Here is a 15,874-nt window from a genome sequence, read left to right as displayed (position 1 = left end):
CGAGATGCAGAATCCTTAAAGCAGGTGACGAATATCTACGAAACCCGGGGCCGATTCACTGAGCCTCCTGCTCGGCCCGTTTAGCGCTAGAGCTCGCGCTCACTCATCGACAAGCACAAGGATCCGCTATGCCTTATGGTCTCAACGATCTCTTTTCAGACTTTAGGCTTCACAACCTCTTCGGCTATGACAATTATCTCACTGTAACTCAGATATGGGTGCTAGAAATCCAAGAGCCCCACTCGTCTGAGCTAAGATTTCTGTACGGCCGATCGTTGCCAGGTACGTACCAGTCAGACAGCTGGAGTGGGACGACAACCAGCAAAACCTCAACGTCCGAGAGTGGTTCGGCAAAGACTCATGCGCTGACGCTGCATACATCTGCACTTCGAATCAAAATGTTTCTTGAGCACTTCATTGCCGGCGAGCCCCTGAGCTCGGCCAGTAAAATGGCAGGTATTCAACTCAATGATAAGTTGGCTGCGAAAATCGGTGAGGCGATATTTGGGGCGAACCCTTTTGCCCGCCCCGTTATGCACTTGCCGACACGCGATTACTTCCGGTTCCGTACAAGCCGGCTCAGTCCAACGAGCTATGCAAGCGTGGATAGCGCTGCGATGTCGTCCGAAGGCAAAGCGGTAGTTTTCAATCACATGGGAGGTTCAGAGCGAACAATCGCCGCCGCCGCGTTGCTGTCGTTAAACGCCGATACTGGTCTGGACTTCACGGCATTGGATGCTTGGCGGATCGGGGACTTTGAGTTCATCTGTTCGCCCAGCTTGACGCGGACAGAGAGGAGTAAGTACGACATAACGTTGAGCGGTTGTGACGCCACCATCCAGCTGTTCGAACCTTTGACCCGCGAAAAGTCAGATCTCCTTCTAGTACTGAATGCACAAAGCGATGACAGCATCCAAGCGACCTATACAACGGTCTTGGACAAGGAGAAGGAATTTCCACTGAAGCACAGCTTTAGGATGGAGGCAATCAAGAACCGGTCATTTACGTCTTTCACATTGGAAATCTATGCATTAAGCAACGGGCCAATCGCATCATACCTCGTGCTTCAGACGGGCAGCTACTTCGTCGGCAGCGTGAACCTAAGTACGCACATGATTGAGCCAATCAGCATGGACGGAAAGCTGGGCTGGCTGGAGAAGCAAGTTCCAAAGAGGGACAGGCCACAGCTGGAGGTGAAGGGGCGAGTGGAGCGTGCTATTCGTACCTCTCGCTCAGTCATAAGAGGGCACTGGTCGGACCCCTGGGTAGAATTGAATCGCCTGACTGAAGATGGCATTAAGCAACTTTTCCCTGAGCCCTCCAAGGGCCAATTCTTCCTGAAACTTGCCGATAGCGGCGGCACCAGCCGCCTACGGCTGACAGATTGGCTTCGCGAGATCTTCGATCAGCACCATGATGCTCAAATTGCATGGATCGATCCGTTTATGGAGGACGTAGGCGTTGAACTGCTTCATAGAATGGGAACCTCAACAGGAGACTATCTCATCATCACCACAGAGAAGGCGGCTAAGGACGATGACATCTCGGTGAAAGCACCGAAAGACGAGGGCAGTTCGCTGGTCAATCAGTCCGGGCGGGTGGAACGCCTTATAAATAAGTGCAATGAGTGGAGAAGGGGGTATTTTGGCAATGTTCGCCTGAAGGTCCTAGCCGTTCCTGACAGCAAGATCCACGACCGTATGATCCTGATTCGATCATCTACTGGAAAGCCGCTTGGGGGCTATCATCTCTCGAATTCCATTCAAAGGGCCAACGAAAGCTATCCCCTCTTGGCAACTCCTATTCCATTGGATGTCATACCTCACGTCTTCGACTACGCTGACCACATCATCCAGAGCACTTTGCATGGAGATGGCAAGCAAGTTCCGACCGCGAAGCTAATTTTTGACTCGACAACAGCGGCGCACTGCGAAGATGAAGGAAAAGAGGCCGAGGGCTTGCACCATCGGTCCTCGTTCGTTGAGGCGCCTCGTGCAGGCGATGTGTTTGCCTGGTGGCTGGATGACCAAGAACTAGCCGGTCTGTCTGGAAAGGATCTGATGGGACAACTGGAGGCCAAAGGGACGGTCACAGACGGCCACCTGGACCATGGAATATTTGATAGCGTCGCATCCAAGCTGTGGACTGAAGGTCTATCTCTTGAAGACTTCAATTCTGCTTGGGACGCAATGGGCTTCGTGCTTGCTAACTCCCCTGCGGGCGATTTTTACACCAAGAGAGATACGCCCTTCTCGGAAGAGCTTAAGAATTCCTTGCTTGATTATCTGAGTCCATTGCGTGACGGAGCGTTGCCGCCGCGGATGCGGAACGCACTGTTGAATATTGAGTTGTACAGGTCTCAAGACCTCAGTTCTTTGCTGCTATCGAGTTATGAGCCCCATGCTATTTTTCCTTATTCACCTGTTGACACATCATGGGGCGACTACTATGCGCTGAAACTGCTCTGGGCCTATGCTCCGCAAGCGCTTGTAGAATTTATTGCCAGCATATGTGCATCTCCAATTAAAGACGAGCGCTCGCATGCGCTAGTCGTCGAGGCGTTCAGACACATATGTCTGTGTTTGAGCTTTGAAAAGCTTCCCTCACAGATCGATGCGCTCATGAAAAGTGAAGCTGGTTTAGTAGCTTGGGTGGGCCTGCATGCTTTTAAAGACGCTATTAACTCTGGCGTATGGGGCATTGATTCTCTTTCGAAGATCGACATGGTCATACCGGCTGGATCGCAGCGAACGATCCTCTGCTGGATGATCAATGAGGCCAATTTCGCGAAGGCAGGGTCCAAGCCCTATCTGATATCAAAGTTTACCGAGTCGCTTGATGGGCAGCTAACAGACAGGGAGCTTAAGGATATCCTTGAGCCTGTGCGCGGACGTCTGGGCAGGCTGCATCACTTTACTCCGTGGATCCTTGAGTCACTGCTGCTTCCCATGCTTGAGCATAGGGTTATAGACCCAGCACAAATTTCTCAGGAATGGCTCAACGATCTTATGACGCAGTGGCGTAATGCGCTGAAAGGACAGAGCTTGCATTTTACGATTGAGGCGGATGGTGCCTTTACCGACGAGCTTGCGGTGCTTACATCCCTCCTTGCACCAGAAGGGCGAGAAGTGATCGTTGGCGCGCTGCGCAGCATCTTCGACAGTTTGGCGCGAACCATTCGACTGCCGTTTAGCTCCCAGATAAGTTGGCAATCATATAGCTGTGCACATGGGGTCAACCTATGGCTCTACTCACTCTCGCGAAGAATATTGGCGCTAGTAGATGCAGAGGCTAATCAGCCACTAGTTGATCTTGTTCAGGAATGTGAGTCAGTTATTGATCGATTTCCTGACTCGGATAGGCAAGTCGTCAGTAGCGCTCAGTTGGTGACCTACGCAAAAGGCGACCCCGATCAGATCAGATCTCATGGGCTACGCCACATTATTCGCACTGCCATCGGATGAAGCTAAGTAAAGACAACGGCGTCGATCAAGTCGGAATGGGAAGGCCACATTCTGCCCAAAGCGGATGGCCTACCATGTTGGTTAGGTCCACCGACTCTGCTGCCATATCAGTCTTCAGTTCCGTACCTTCCGTCTATCAGTAAAGGAGACTACGGAGGAGCTATTCTCAACCGCGCGCAATCGCTCACACTCCAAAGTAAGTGCCAGTATTCTGGTATCCGCGCTAACCAAAAGTGATAAGGCCGCGTCTCGCTGGTTGGTCAGCGACCTAATTTTTTCGCGAAGAGATCTGCTCGTCTGCCGGCCCTCAATTTCAGATGCCCTGGGCTTCAACGATTTATCAATCCCATGCTCTTTGTTCCACTGCTGAATTTCTGCAACCAGCGAAGGGAAACGATGTTTCTTGAGGGCAGATGGACTAACTCCTGCCTCGCGTGCAACGTTTGCTTCGTGTGGAACACTTCCCTTGGGTAAGCGTTGGGGAATATTAGTTTTCAAGCGTTCAAATGCTTCTCTAAAGCTGTTCTCTGCACTTGGCTTACGCGGCATCTTGGTCCTCGCATATCCTGATAGCGGCGCGCACGGCCCTTTCTTGCACAGTAAGGGCGTTGTGAAGTGGCTGGCCTGGGGTTGCATTCCTTATTCGTGACTCTATATCACCCAACAACTCCCGGTAGCGGGGGAGTTTTCTTCTGTCGTAAAGAAGCCATTCGCAAGGATTCCCTTCGCTTCCGCAGGCGGCGACGCTCTCAAAACCGCCTTTATCGCAAGGCATGGGATTGGTGCATCCGCCGAGCAAATGCTCTCGGTAGGCAATGGTTCCCTTCTTAGCCTCTTTGAGCAACTGGGTATGCTCCCGTGCTGACGTCATAGTGAGGATACGTCCCTTATGCTCACTACCATAGGGGCTTACGTAAGTGTCATTCCTAAGGCTTGAAAACTCGCGCGCTAGCATCTCATACATGGTTCGCACGTACTCTTGCTTGGCCTTGCTGTTAAGATTGCCACCCAACAGGTGATGTCCGCGGCCATAGTATCGAGACATTGCTGCATGGGTATGCTTGAGCTCATATTGAATACTCGCGTCACTCACAAGGCCGGATGCATGCATGTTGACAGCGCCTGTGCGACGAAGTTGATGCCACGCAAGTGGCCATCTCTTTCCAACGGCGAAGATCTCGGGGTTGGCCATTGGATTCATCAAACGGCTGATCTCAAAATCTTCGTTCGTGATCATTAGCTCATTACCAGCGAATATATTATAGCGCCGCAGTTCTCTTTTTAATTCCTGAGCGGCGTGTCGAACATTTAGGAATCGAGCTAGTGGTCTCCCGGAGCCGGCACCCCAAGGCTCGTATGATCGTGGAAACAGCGGGGCATCCGGAGCGTCAGCCTCTGGTCCAAGCACGCCCCTTGCTTGGCCGGCTCTGAGGCGAAGCCGCGCAATCTTCTGCGCGGCGGATACCGCGTTACCTACAGACTCGGCAACGATCCACCTGGCATCGCTGTCGAGAATTGTCTTGGTGGAGTCGCCCCGCACTGAGAAGACCAACTCCCCAGTGCTATCTCGTTCGGTGATGAAGCAGTCCGATGGCAAGCACCATGCTTCTTCTACCCGCATGAGGGAATAGAGAACGATCTGCACATGGCAGCACAGTGAAACAAGGCTTGCATAAGCGGAAATTGTGTTGACCGGGAAACGGCCGTCGCAATGGTCTTTCAACCACCTGCACATCGCCCTGACCACGCCGGGGTAATCGCTAATTAGCGTAGACGCGGCGGCGCCGCTTGAAGTCCTAACATCCACGTTGGCTTGAAATAACTTGACGAACTCATCCGAGTGGTCATGGAATTCTTCGATGATCTCCTTAGTCCTGTTGGCGAGCAACTGCCATATGCGCGGCGGAACGTACGGGGTCTGCACCTTCACGTGCGTCGGAATTTCAACGGTGAGCTCGGCAATCTGCTCCCTCGTCGCCAGAATGAAGCCAAGTTCGTTTTGTGCCTCGAATACGTCATGCAACAAGCGAATAGCGGTGGCCGCCTGTGATGGCTTCAACTTTGCCTTATAGAGCGAGATGAGCTTCGGGAATTTGTGGAATCTATCTGCACTTATACCGTGTTGGGTGCATAGCTCGAAGATTGGACGCAGAGCTCGAAATCGTGCTTCCAACTCCCTGGCTCTGGAGACCGCATGCGGTCCCCACCACCACCACGCCAAGCAGAGCCTAAACAAAGCGCCATTCTCAGGGCTAACCTTCTGAATGCGTAGATGTGCAGCATCTCGGAAATGCAGTCGATAAGCCCGACTGCAGTGATGGGAAATATCCCAGGTTGAATCGGAATACCTGTTTAGAACAAAGCCGTCGGAATCAAGTGTAACGGGTTGGTCTGGAGCAGGTGGCCAGTCGCGCAGTCGAAAGTTGGGTGCGTTGTCGTCGATGCCCGAACTCAGGAATTTCAAGAAGAAACTGTTTTGCATACGCGCTTCCAAGCTAGATCTCCATGAGTTTGATTGAAGCGGACCAACCAGGGTGATAGTTACCTTCTTTGAGTCGCGACAAGGCTTCCGTAACCCATGTCGAGCGGATGGCGCTTGAGCTCGAGATAGCGTCCAGCTTCATCGTGACTCGGCTGACGATCACCTCCGCAGGAACGGGAGCTGTGCCGGTTGCAGGTGGTGCATGGCTGGCCATTTCGAGCACCTTGAGACGGCGGTAGGACACAAGCGACCACACGTAGTCCTGGCTGCTGACATCACGATGGTAGATGCAGAACAAACATCCGGATGGGCTCACGCAGTCAGGGGGGGGGACCGCCTCGGGAGTATTGGGCGCAGTGGCTGGAGTCGCTCCATTGCTAACGCAACGACCAGGTGCAGGCGGCTCTTGCCAAACCTGGCTTGAACGGTGATAGCGCGCGATCTCTCGCGCTGCTGTCGCGTGATTCGGCTTTGCGTAGATGGTTCGGAGCGTCTGCTTCGTGTGTTGTGCGCTCTCCGCAGCGACCGCGTCGCTTCCAGTGTAGCCTTTAATCCAGTTGACCCGATGATTCCTGAGCTTGCGAGGACCCACCCACTCGATGCCCAAGCGTTCGAACTTGAGCCGAGTTGAACTGAAGTTCGGTGGACAGTCCGGGGCAGGAATGGCTGATGGGTAATGGAACGGGAATAGGCGATCGTCCTCGTCGACCGGGATGAATCTCTCAATCCACGAAAGATATCTTTTGAGGATTTTGCGATATTCTCGAAAAACCTGGAAATTTACGGTTCCGCCCCTGCGTCCTTTATAACTTGCTGTAACAATAATCTGATCGCCTTGCGTCTGATATGCGAACTTACGGCGTTTGAGTTGGTGTGCCTGAGCGAGGTTCATTCCGGTCTGCGACAGGAATAATAGTAGTTCGCACTCGATCCTAAGATTTACTACTGGGTACCGGGTTCGGATGGTTCTATCGTTCTCCCACGCTTTGCGTGATTTCAGAACAGCGTTCCTTTCTCCGACGGTTCGGTGGTCACCCAATGCGAGGATGTTCTCTGGCGGTCTAAGCTTGCACCACTCTAAGAGTACAGTTCCTTCGCTTAGCTCGATGCGCACGGGCAATTGCCCGAGCGCTTTACTGAGCGTGAGCTCATCGCAGATTCTGAGCAGGGTACTCCCAAACGACGATGCGGACTCAGAAGAAAGCTTGTCCGAGTCGCTATATGGCTTTCTCTGTGCTCGTGCCGCTTCTGGTAGGCGGGTGTACCTAATGAGCGGACGCGTCATGCCAAGCGCTTCAGATATAGCCAAGGACGCGAAGCTCGCAATATCGTTCGCCGTACTGGCCCTAATTACCTCTTTTTTATGCCTGCCTCGTCCAAGGGCGTACGGTTTTATAGAAGATTCTATTCTTGGAACGGGATTGGCTTGCGTTCGCGTTAGTAGGTACTCAGCCCAAGCGTAGAAATCCTGAGCCGCGGACTCCTTTGTCGCATCTCTGTCGTTGGCGTCACACCATGCAAAGAAGTAACGCAAGCACTTACAGGTATTTCGCGTTGAGACTACAGGCTGGCCAAGCGCTATGCGAGACCTGATTGCATCGTGGAGCGCGGTAACTAGGGGGAGCCTATTTATATCAGGCTTTCCGCAGGTACCCATTTCAATTGCCCCGCGCGCTTTATCCGAGTTCTGGCCCGAGAGCCCCCTGTATAGATGATGCCGAAGATCTAGGGGTACTTGATTCGTTCCATATGGTAGCGAGGGAAAAGTTAGGTCAGGGATCGTGTTGCTCATTTCGATCCGCCAGTTTTAGAAATTCTCTCGTGAAAGCGTCAGAGGCGTCTTCAAGAGCGATACTTCGCTCCGCGAACTTCACATATCTCAGTGTCGTTGCGATTTCAGCGTGCAGCATTAGCTCCTGTAGAAGTTGTAGTGCGGAGTCTGTGGGCAACTTTGAGAGGAGAAGACGTGCGACGTTTGATCCGAACGATGCTCTAGATCTGTGAAAGCGAAAGTCGACTAGGCATCCGTTACCAAGTTGAATGGCCAGCCTTCTGAGCCGAGAAAGCTCCATCTCCACCGCTCGGTAGTTGTTTTGATCGGATCCTGCATACGGGCGGCCAGCCCTCGTGAGGAAAACGAGATTCCGGTCCTTCAAAGCGGCGCGTGCTTGGCGCTTCAGGCGACGCGAGGATGCTGCGTAATCCAATAAAGATTCACGATCTTCTTCGTGAATACGGATGCGCCATTCACTCCCTTCTTAGTGGCTACCGGTGGATGAGCCAGCGGGCCGACTTGCACTCGGAAGAATCCTGCCATTAGCGGATCAGCAGTTGCACGCTGAAGTGACGCAACCTTTAGATCGGCAATTGTCCCTAGACGCATCCCTGTTCTGAATCCGATACTCAGGATATGGAAGAGCTCGATCGATCCGTTCTTTTTAACGAACCGTAGGATTTCGCGCTCCGTGCTCTTGGTGACCGGATAGAGCCCATCTTCTAGCTTTTCCCCGACGGCGCGCTTGGCGGATATGGCTAGATTCGTCGTGCGCGTCATCAATGTGCGCTCAAAGCCAAATTTGTCAGGAAGCCGAATACCAATACTTCGCTCCTTCCACATCGGCCAATCGGGCGACAAAAGGCCTACCATCGAGACCCAGCTATAAAACTGGACCATCGCGCGCATCCGGTTGGACGCCGTGTGGGGCGAAATTTCGCCGTAATCCAGGGCCGTCTTGAGTGCCCCACGAAACCTATATAGGCATCGCTCACTTTCGAGTGCTGGGAAATGACACCAGGTCATACCCGTTCGTTCTAACCATTTCGCGAATGCCAGAAGATGCGACATGAGGGAGCTCAACGTCGCAAATTTTGTGCCGATAGCTTTCTGAGCGATCCACAAATTCGCTTCTCGCCAAGGCGTACCATCACTCCAAAAGAGAAGCGGTACCGGTGTGGCTGAGAGCCCATCCGTGGACGGCCAAGATACCTTTTCATCAGTGATCGCCGGGAGCGGGCTGGCTAAGTTCACTACTTCCAAGGACGCCATATGTCCACGCTATTGTCGTTACGTTGACGATCCTAGCACAGCATGTTACGTGTGCATGGGCACGGGTTCATGGCAGCAACCAGCTGGAACCGTGCCGGGAAATCCACGCTGCGCGCTGCGCGCGAGATCGTCACCAGGCCCGATTCCAGGGGCTCACGCAACACTTCCAGCGTCTGCCGCTGCCACTCGGGCAATTCGTCCAGAAACAGCACGCCGTTGTGGGCCAACGAGATCTCGCCGGGGCGCGGATGCGTGCCGCCACCGACCAACGCAACCGCGCTGGCGGTGTGATGCGGGGCCCGGTAGGGCCGCTGCCGCCAGCGCGCAAGATCCAGCCCGCGGCCGCTGACCGAGGTGATGGCAGCGGTTTCCAGTGCCTCGGCCTCGCTGGATTCCGGCAACAGGCCGGGCAGGCGCGAGGCAAGCAAAGTCTTGCCGCAGCCAGGGCTGCCGACCAGCAATAAATGGTGACCACCGGCAGCGGCGATCTCCAGCGCGCGACGCGCGTGCGGCTGGCCGCGCACATCGGCCATGTCGGGCAGCGCGCGCACGCCGAGCGCCGGGATCGCCACCTCGGCAGCGGGCGCCGGTTGGCTGCCGTTGAGCGCGGCGCAGACTTCCAGCAGCGTGCGTGCGGTAAAGGCCTCGACATGCCCGGCGACAGCCGCTTCGGCACCGTTGACCAGCGGCACGATCAACCGTCGCCCGGCCTGCGCGGCAGCCAGCGCGGCCGGCAGCACGCCATCGACGCCACGCAACTCGCCGGTCAGCGCCAGCTCGCCGAGAAACTCGTAGTCGGCCAGGGTCTGGCGATCGATCTGCCCGCTGGCGGCCAGGATGCCGAGGGCGATCGGCAGGTCGAAGCGGCCGCCTTCCTTCGGCAAATCGGCCGGCGCCAGGTTGATGGTGATGCGCCGGGCGGGAAATTCGAATTGTGCGCACAGCAGCGCCGCACGCACCCGTTCGCGCGATTCGCGCACCGCGGCCTCGGGCAGGCCCACGATCTGGGTGGAGGGAAGCCCGCCGGAGAGATGCACTTCCACCCGAACCTCAGGCGCATGCACCCCCACGCGGGCACGGCTGTGCACCAGCGCCAGACTCATGGTGGAGGGCCCTGGTCAGGGAGCGGCAGGTGGTGCTGTGGGCGGCGTCGCAGGCGCACGGGCCTCCAGCGCGGCCACGGCCTGCTCCAGCGCGTCGAGTTTTTCGCGCGTGCGCAGCAGCACCGCGCGCTGCACGTCGAACTCTTCGCGGGTGACCAGGTCCAGCTTGCCCAGGCCGGCCTGCAGCGCGCCCTTGAAGGTGCTCTGCAGTTCTTCGCGCGATTGGCGCAGGCCCGGCGGCACCAGGTCGCTAAGGCGGCGGGCGAGGTCGTCGAGCTGGTTGAAATCGATCATGGATGTTCTCCGCAGGTCCGTAGGAAGCCTAGTGCAGGCCGGGACACGCGGGACATCGGCAAGGCAGTCGGCAGGCGGTAAGGATAGTCCCATTCGACTGTCGGCCGCGGTGACGGCCGCGCGCCGCTGGGTGAGTGTTACGGCCGTCCACGGTATGCTGCGCGCCCTGTCTTGCCGCTGGATCTGCACCGATGAAAATGATCATGGCCATCGTCAAACCGTTCAAGCTCGACGATGTGCGCGAAGCGCTCGCCGGCTGCGGGGTGGCAGGTATCACGGTCACCGAGGTCAAGGGCTTCGGGCGCCAGAAGGGGCACACCGAGCTGTATCGCGGTGCCGAATACGTGGTCGATTTCCTGCCCAAGGTGAAGATCGAAGTGGCGGTGACCGACGACCAGGCCGAGCGCGTGGTCGAAGCCATCGTGACCGCGGCCGGGACCGGCAAGATCGGCGACGGCAAGGTGTTCGTCTACGACCTGGGCAGCGTGGTGCGCATCCGCACCGGCGAACTGGACAGCGACGCGCTGTAAGGCGTCAGTGGGCAGCGCATTCGGCCGACATTGCGCCGTTGGTGCTCAGGCGATTGGCCGGTTGCTGAGATACCGCATCCGTCATCGGCGGATTGCCGCGACGCAGCGCCACGGCGTCCACCACTGCGTCGTGGGTCACTGTTCGCCGTGGACAGGCGGCATCTGGCATCGGCGGTCGACGCAGCTGAGAAACGTTGAGTCGGCTCGATTTCACCCGAGCAGCTGGCCTGGTATACGACCCGAGCGGTGCCATGCCACGCAGCCTACTCATACCATTTCAATACCGAAGAGTGGATCCAGCACCTGGGGCCAGCAGCGGCACAGGCGTCATGCCCGCGACCAAGCTTTTCGGCTTCCGGTCTGACTTGAGTGTCCCAAGACCGGCCCGCTTGTCGCCACGCGACGACTTGCCTACTCTAGGGCCTAATACCATTTCAATACCGGAGTTCGGGGATGAAGCGACGCGATAGGAAGTCGGGCTTGCGCCCGCTCTCGCTCTGGCTGGCAGCAGGCCTGGCAGCGGCAACAGTCCCCGCGCTGGCAGAGCCGGTCACCCAGCCGGCGATCTTCCCCGCCCCGGTCTCGATCACGCTGGAGGGTGGCACCGTCACGCTGGGGCAATCAGTGGTGCTGGTGGTGGCGCCGGGCGCAGATCCGGAGTCGGTCGCGTTGGTACGCCGCATCCTCGGTACGGCCGGCGTCACCAAGATCGCCACCGCGGCGCGTCTGCCGGCCACGCTCGACCGCCCGCACATCGTGCTCGGCACCGGTGAGGCGACAGTGGTGCGCGATGCGCTGACCCGCAGCAAGGCGGTGCAGGACACCCACAAGGAGGGTTATACGCTCGCCAGCGTGGCGCTCGGCACCGGCAGCCTGATCACGCTGGCCGGTCATGACAACGACGGGCTGTTCCATGCGGCGCAGACGCTGCGCCAGCTGGTCGAGCGCCCGGCCATTCCGACCCTGGCGATCCAGGATCATCCGGCGATGCCGATCCGCGGCACCATCGAAGGTTTCTACGGCGCGCCATGGTCGATGGCCGACCGCAGCAAGCACATCGAGTTCCTCGCCCGCAGCAAGGCCAATACCTTCATCTACAGCCCCAAGGACGACCCGTACGCGCGTGATCGCTGGCGCGACGCATATCCGGCCGCAACGCTGAAGGCGCTGGGCAAACTGGCGGCCACCGCCAAGCGCAACCATGTCGACTTCGTCTATGCGATCTCGCCGGGGCCGACGGTGTGCTTCTCCGATCCGGCCGATGCCAAGGCGCTGCTGCGCAAGTTCGATGCCTTCCGTGCGCTGGGCGTCCGCAGCTTCTACGTGGCGCTGGACGATATCGAATACACCAAGTGGAACTGCGAGCGCGACAAGACCACCTTCGGTGCGTCCGGCGCGCAGGCGGCCGGTATCGCGCAGTCGCATCTGCTCAACCTGGTGCAGGCCGATCTGGTCGCCCGCCACGATGCAGCCTCGGAACTGATCATGGTGCCGACCGAGTATTACGACGCCAAGGAAAGCCCGTACAAGGAAGCGCTGCGCAAGCATCTGGACCCGAAGATCGTGGTGCAGTGGACCGGCACCGACGTGGTGCCGCCGGCCATTTCCATTCCCGATGCACGCGCGGCGACCAAGGCATTCGGCCGCAAGACGCTGCTGTGGGACAACTACCCGGTCAACGATTTCGAAACCTCGGCCGGGCGCCTGCTGATGGCGCCGTATGCGCGGCGCGAGGCCGGCCTGTCGGCGGAGTTGTCCGGCATCGTCTCCAACCCGATGAATCAGGAAGTGCCCAGCCGGGTCGCGGTGATGGGGCTGACCGCCTTCGCCTGGAACGACACCGGCTACGACGCCCAGCGCACCTGGCATGCGGCCGCACGCGACCTGGCCGGTGGTGACGCGCAGGTGACCGCTGCGCTGCTGACCTTCTTCGATACCCAGCATCTGGCGCCGACCTTCGGCAGCCAGCCGTGGCAGGAACAGGCGCCGCGGCTGAAGGCCGTGCTCGACCATGTGCGTGAGGCGATTGCGCTCGGCGATGCGGCAGCGCGCAGCCAGGCCATCGCCGAGCTGGCGCGCACGGCCGACGCGTTCGCGGCCGCGCCGCAGACCATTCGTGCAGGCGTGGCCGACAAGGGCTTTGCGGAACAATCGCGCCCCTGGCTAGAGGCGATGGAAGGCTGGGGCCGCGCGCTGCAGCAGACCGCAGCCGGGCTGGATGCCGCCAATCGCGGTGACGCGCAGGCGGCAGTTGCGTTTGCCGATGCCAAGCGGATCGCCGCCGAAGCCGCGGCGATCCCCTCGATCCCCGGCGCCACGCGCTTCGGTGGTCCGGTCAAGATCGCCGATGGCGTGCTGGACCGCTTCGTCGCCGACGCACCGCAACTGATCGCCTACAGCGCGCCGGCGGCAGCCGAAGCGGCCGGCGCGCAGTGAGGAGCCGGGGCGGCGACCGGTCGACGGGTTAGCCGCCTGGAGGGCGCCGCCGGTGCACGGCATCGGCGCGTACCCCTGTCCACTGTGGTTTCCCGCGCCGTTGCGCACCACCTGGCGATTGCTCGCCAGGAAGATTGGCGCACCGTTGGCGTGGCATCGGGATGGCCAGGCTTGCAGCCCGGCGGGTGTGGCCCACGACGCCGGATCAGCATGCGGGACGCAGATCGAATGCGTTGTTGCGCAGGTGCGGGTGCTGGATGCAGGGCGCGGTTGCACGTTACCGGCCAGGCATCGCGCCCGGCGCGCGCTGCCTTGGCGGCGGGTGGCCGCGGCCTGCCGGTCAGCGGGTTTCAGTCGGCACTGGTTGGCTGCGCATCGCGCTTGAGGTGCCGATACAGCCGCTTCCAGCTGCTGCGGATGGTGCGTACCCAGCGCGGCTCGGCGCTGCGTGCGGCCTCGTCGGCGGTCGGCGCGATCCCGGCCAGACGCTGGCGCATCTTCTGGAAATTGGCCAGGTCGCTGCGCTGCAGTTGCCGCGCCAGCGTGCCGCGCCGCAACCAGCGCGGGAAGCGCCAGGCCGAGGTGAAATCGATCAGCACCGGCACGCCGGCACTGATCACCACATTGGTGCCGTGCAGATCGTTGTGGGTGATGCCGACGGCGTGCAGGCGGCGCAGCGCCTGCTGCAATTGTTGGAACACTTCCTGGCCCACCACCGCACTGGCGCTGAGCGTGTCGCCCGGAATGAACTCCATGCCCAGCGCCAGGCTGCCCAGCGTGCCGAGCAGGGCCGGCGCGTGCCGCCAGCCGTGCAGGCGGGCCAGCATCTTGGCCTCGTGCCGCACCATCAGCCGCGCGATCGGCGCCAGCAGCGTACGGCGGTAGCGGCTGTAGTCCTTGACCACCGCCAGTTGCCCATCCAGATGCGTGCGATAGACGTTGGGCTCGAGCAGCCGGGTGCCCTGCTTGAGCAGCACGGGCGTGACGATTTGCAGGCTGGAGGTGTCCAGCGGCTGGTAATGCATGGCAAGTCTCCGGACCTTGGCGGCGCGGAGGAATCACGCGTCTGGCAGGTTCACGATGATCGCGAGGGATCGGTCCGGTGAATTTTAGAACTTGCGAGTACTGAAATTACATTTGTTTAACAAATGAAATGTTCCGGACATGGAACAGCCTTGCTATTCAAGCGGTTGAATCACTCGGGTTTTGCAAAATCACCGGATCGGACGGCACGCGGGAGCGCTCTGCCGATGCACTGGGCGGCCACACGCGGCACCACGGCCGCGGTGCGATCTCGCTCGATCGCAATGGGAGCTGGCGATCGGCTCGCGGCGGATCGGTAGTGGCGGAACATGTCGAAGCTCACCCCGGCAGAGTGCGGTTGGATATGCGTCTCGCCGCTTCTTGACAGGCAATGAGACTCCAGACACTGTGCGCGCTGCGGTCAGGGGGCTGCATCACGCGCGCGTCGCGCACATCCACGCCGGTGTGCCACGGCCGGTGCCTTGGGCATTGCAGTGATGCGGGGACGCCCCCGGAGAGATGACAGCAACTGCGCCACTTCCAGACGCCGTCGGGTTCGCCCGCGCGCGCACGGATGCGGGAACGATGGGGGACCACTCATGGGGAATACGATGAAAAGGACTGCAACACTGCTATTGGCCTGCACGGCGCTTGGCGTCACGGCACAGGCTTCAGCGCAATCGCTGTCGCGCGGCTGGGATAGCTACCGGCAGCAGCAAAAGCAGCCGCAGGCCGGTACGCAGGAGGCCCCTGCGCCGGCAGCGCCGCAGTCGCGTCCGTCGCAAGCCGGCGGCGCGCGGACCGCCGTCGGTGGAAGCGGAAGTGCAGGTGTGGTCGACCAGACCGGCGGATTTGCCACCGTCACGGCGCAGACGCCTGCGGTAGATGCGCCGCCTGCGCCGGCGTACGCAGCAGCGCCAGTACCAGCAACGGGCACTGCGCGGACCGAGCAATCGCGTATCAACAGCGGCGCGTTTATCAGCGTGCAGCGTGGTAGGGGCGAGGTGTTCAGTGGCTACAAGCAGGACATGCTTGGCCTCAGTGCCGGCTATCGCTGGCGTGCCGGCTCGGTGACGTTGATCGGGCTCGAGGGATCGGTTGGGCGCCTGGACCGCGGAGACTCGACCGACGATGTCTTTATTCCAGCAGTGAAGTTTGGCGGCATCGGTGGTACGGCCCGCTTCAACTTTGGTGACACTCCACTGTTTGCTGTGGTGCGTATTGGCTCATGGTATGCGGAGGTCGCAGAAATGATTGATGAAATCTACGGTGGCTACGCGAGCCTCGGCCTGGGCGTCGATATCGGCAAGCACGCGAGTGTGAGCGCGATGTACACCAACTACATTTACGCCAACGATTACTATGACTACGCCGAAGACACCACCATCAATCGTGCCGAAGTACTGAACGCGGCACTCGAAGTCCGCTTCTAATGTAAGCGAACGATCCAGGAACGGCGGGCGGCAGCATCCGCCCTTCTGCGTCAGATGTAGTTC

General features: G+C 59.0%; 10 protein-coding genes and 1 pseudogene. 4 read left to right on the top strand and 7 right to left on the bottom strand.

Annotated elements, in window-relative coordinates; translation table 11 throughout:
* Positions 1-128: 128 nt before the first annotated feature.
* A complete protein-coding gene (locus ABQY64_RS18925) occupies positions 129-3,464 on the top strand; it encodes a VPA1262 family protein (protein ID WP_349780546.1) in 3,336 nt (1,111 codons plus the stop codon).
* 538 nt (positions 3,465-4,002) lie between these two features.
* Here ABQY64_RS18925 and ABQY64_RS18920 read toward each other — a convergent pair.
* From ABQY64_RS18920 to ABQY64_RS18900, 5 genes and pseudogenes are all read right to left on the bottom strand, one after another.
* Positions 4,003-5,958: a hypothetical protein gene (locus ABQY64_RS18920; RefSeq protein ID WP_349780545.1), complete on the bottom strand. Its 1,956-nt coding sequence runs from the start codon at positions 5,956-5,958 to the stop codon at positions 4,003-4,005.
* Between the two features lies 1 nt (position 5,959).
* On the bottom strand, positions 5,960-6,838 hold the full coding sequence (locus tag ABQY64_RS18915) for a hypothetical protein (RefSeq protein WP_349780544.1): 879 nt from the start codon (positions 6,836-6,838) through the stop codon (positions 5,960-5,962).
* Positions 6,839-8,122: 1,284 nt separating this feature from the next.
* Positions 8,123-8,791, bottom strand: coding sequence for a hypothetical protein (locus tag ABQY64_RS18910; RefSeq protein WP_349780543.1), 669 nt, complete (start codon positions 8,789-8,791; stop codon positions 8,123-8,125).
* Positions 8,792-9,045: 254 nt separating this feature from the next.
* Positions 9,046-10,095, bottom strand: a pseudogene (locus ABQY64_RS18905) (YifB family Mg chelatase-like AAA ATPase); the annotation flags it as partial.
* A gap of 15 nt (positions 10,096-10,110) precedes the next feature.
* Positions 10,111-10,389 carry an accessory factor UbiK family protein gene (locus tag ABQY64_RS18900; protein WP_039816672.1) on the bottom strand — a complete coding sequence of 93 codons (279 nt, stop codon included), beginning with the start codon at positions 10,387-10,389 and terminating at the stop codon, positions 10,111-10,113.
* 191 nt (positions 10,390-10,580) lie between these two features.
* Between ABQY64_RS18900 and ABQY64_RS18895 the strand changes: the two genes are divergently transcribed.
* Positions 10,581-10,919: a P-II family nitrogen regulator gene (locus tag ABQY64_RS18895; RefSeq protein ID WP_016904463.1), complete on the top strand. Its 339-nt coding sequence runs from the start codon at positions 10,581-10,583 to the stop codon at positions 10,917-10,919.
* A 4-nt stretch (positions 10,920-10,923) separates the two neighbouring features.
* Here the strand turns inward: ABQY64_RS18895 and ABQY64_RS18890 are convergent, their stop codons facing one another.
* Complete coding sequence (locus tag ABQY64_RS18890) at positions 10,924-11,058, bottom strand: hypothetical protein (protein WP_349780542.1); 135 nt, start codon at positions 11,056-11,058, stop codon at positions 10,924-10,926.
* A 314-nt stretch (positions 11,059-11,372) separates the two neighbouring features.
* Here ABQY64_RS18890 and ABQY64_RS18885 point away from each other — a divergent pair, with 314 nt between their 5' ends.
* Entirely contained in the window at positions 11,373-13,355 is a 1,983-nt protein-coding gene (locus tag ABQY64_RS18885; RefSeq protein ID WP_349780541.1) for a beta-N-acetylglucosaminidase domain-containing protein, read from the top strand.
* A gap of 350 nt (positions 13,356-13,705) precedes the next feature.
* On the opposite strand, the gene ABQY64_RS18880 is transcribed toward ABQY64_RS18885, so the two are convergent.
* Entirely contained in the window at positions 13,706-14,380 is a 675-nt protein-coding gene (locus ABQY64_RS18880; protein ID WP_349780540.1) for an RIO1 family regulatory kinase/ATPase, read from the bottom strand.
* Between the two features lie 609 nt (positions 14,381-14,989).
* Here ABQY64_RS18880 and ABQY64_RS18875 point away from each other — a divergent pair.
* Positions 14,990-15,811 carry a hypothetical protein gene (locus ABQY64_RS18875; protein ID WP_349780582.1) on the top strand — a complete coding sequence of 274 codons (822 nt, stop codon included), beginning with the start codon at positions 14,990-14,992 and terminating at the stop codon, positions 15,809-15,811.
* Positions 15,812-15,874 lie beyond the last annotated feature (63 nt).

This window comes from Xanthomonas sp. WHRI 7065, assembly GCF_040203115.2.
In the GTDB taxonomy this organism is placed as follows: domain Bacteria; phylum Pseudomonadota; class Gammaproteobacteria; order Xanthomonadales; family Xanthomonadaceae; genus Xanthomonas; species Xanthomonas arboricola.
The sequence above is the reverse complement of the archived record's forward strand: the minus strand, read 5'-3'. Positions and strand labels throughout refer to the sequence as shown.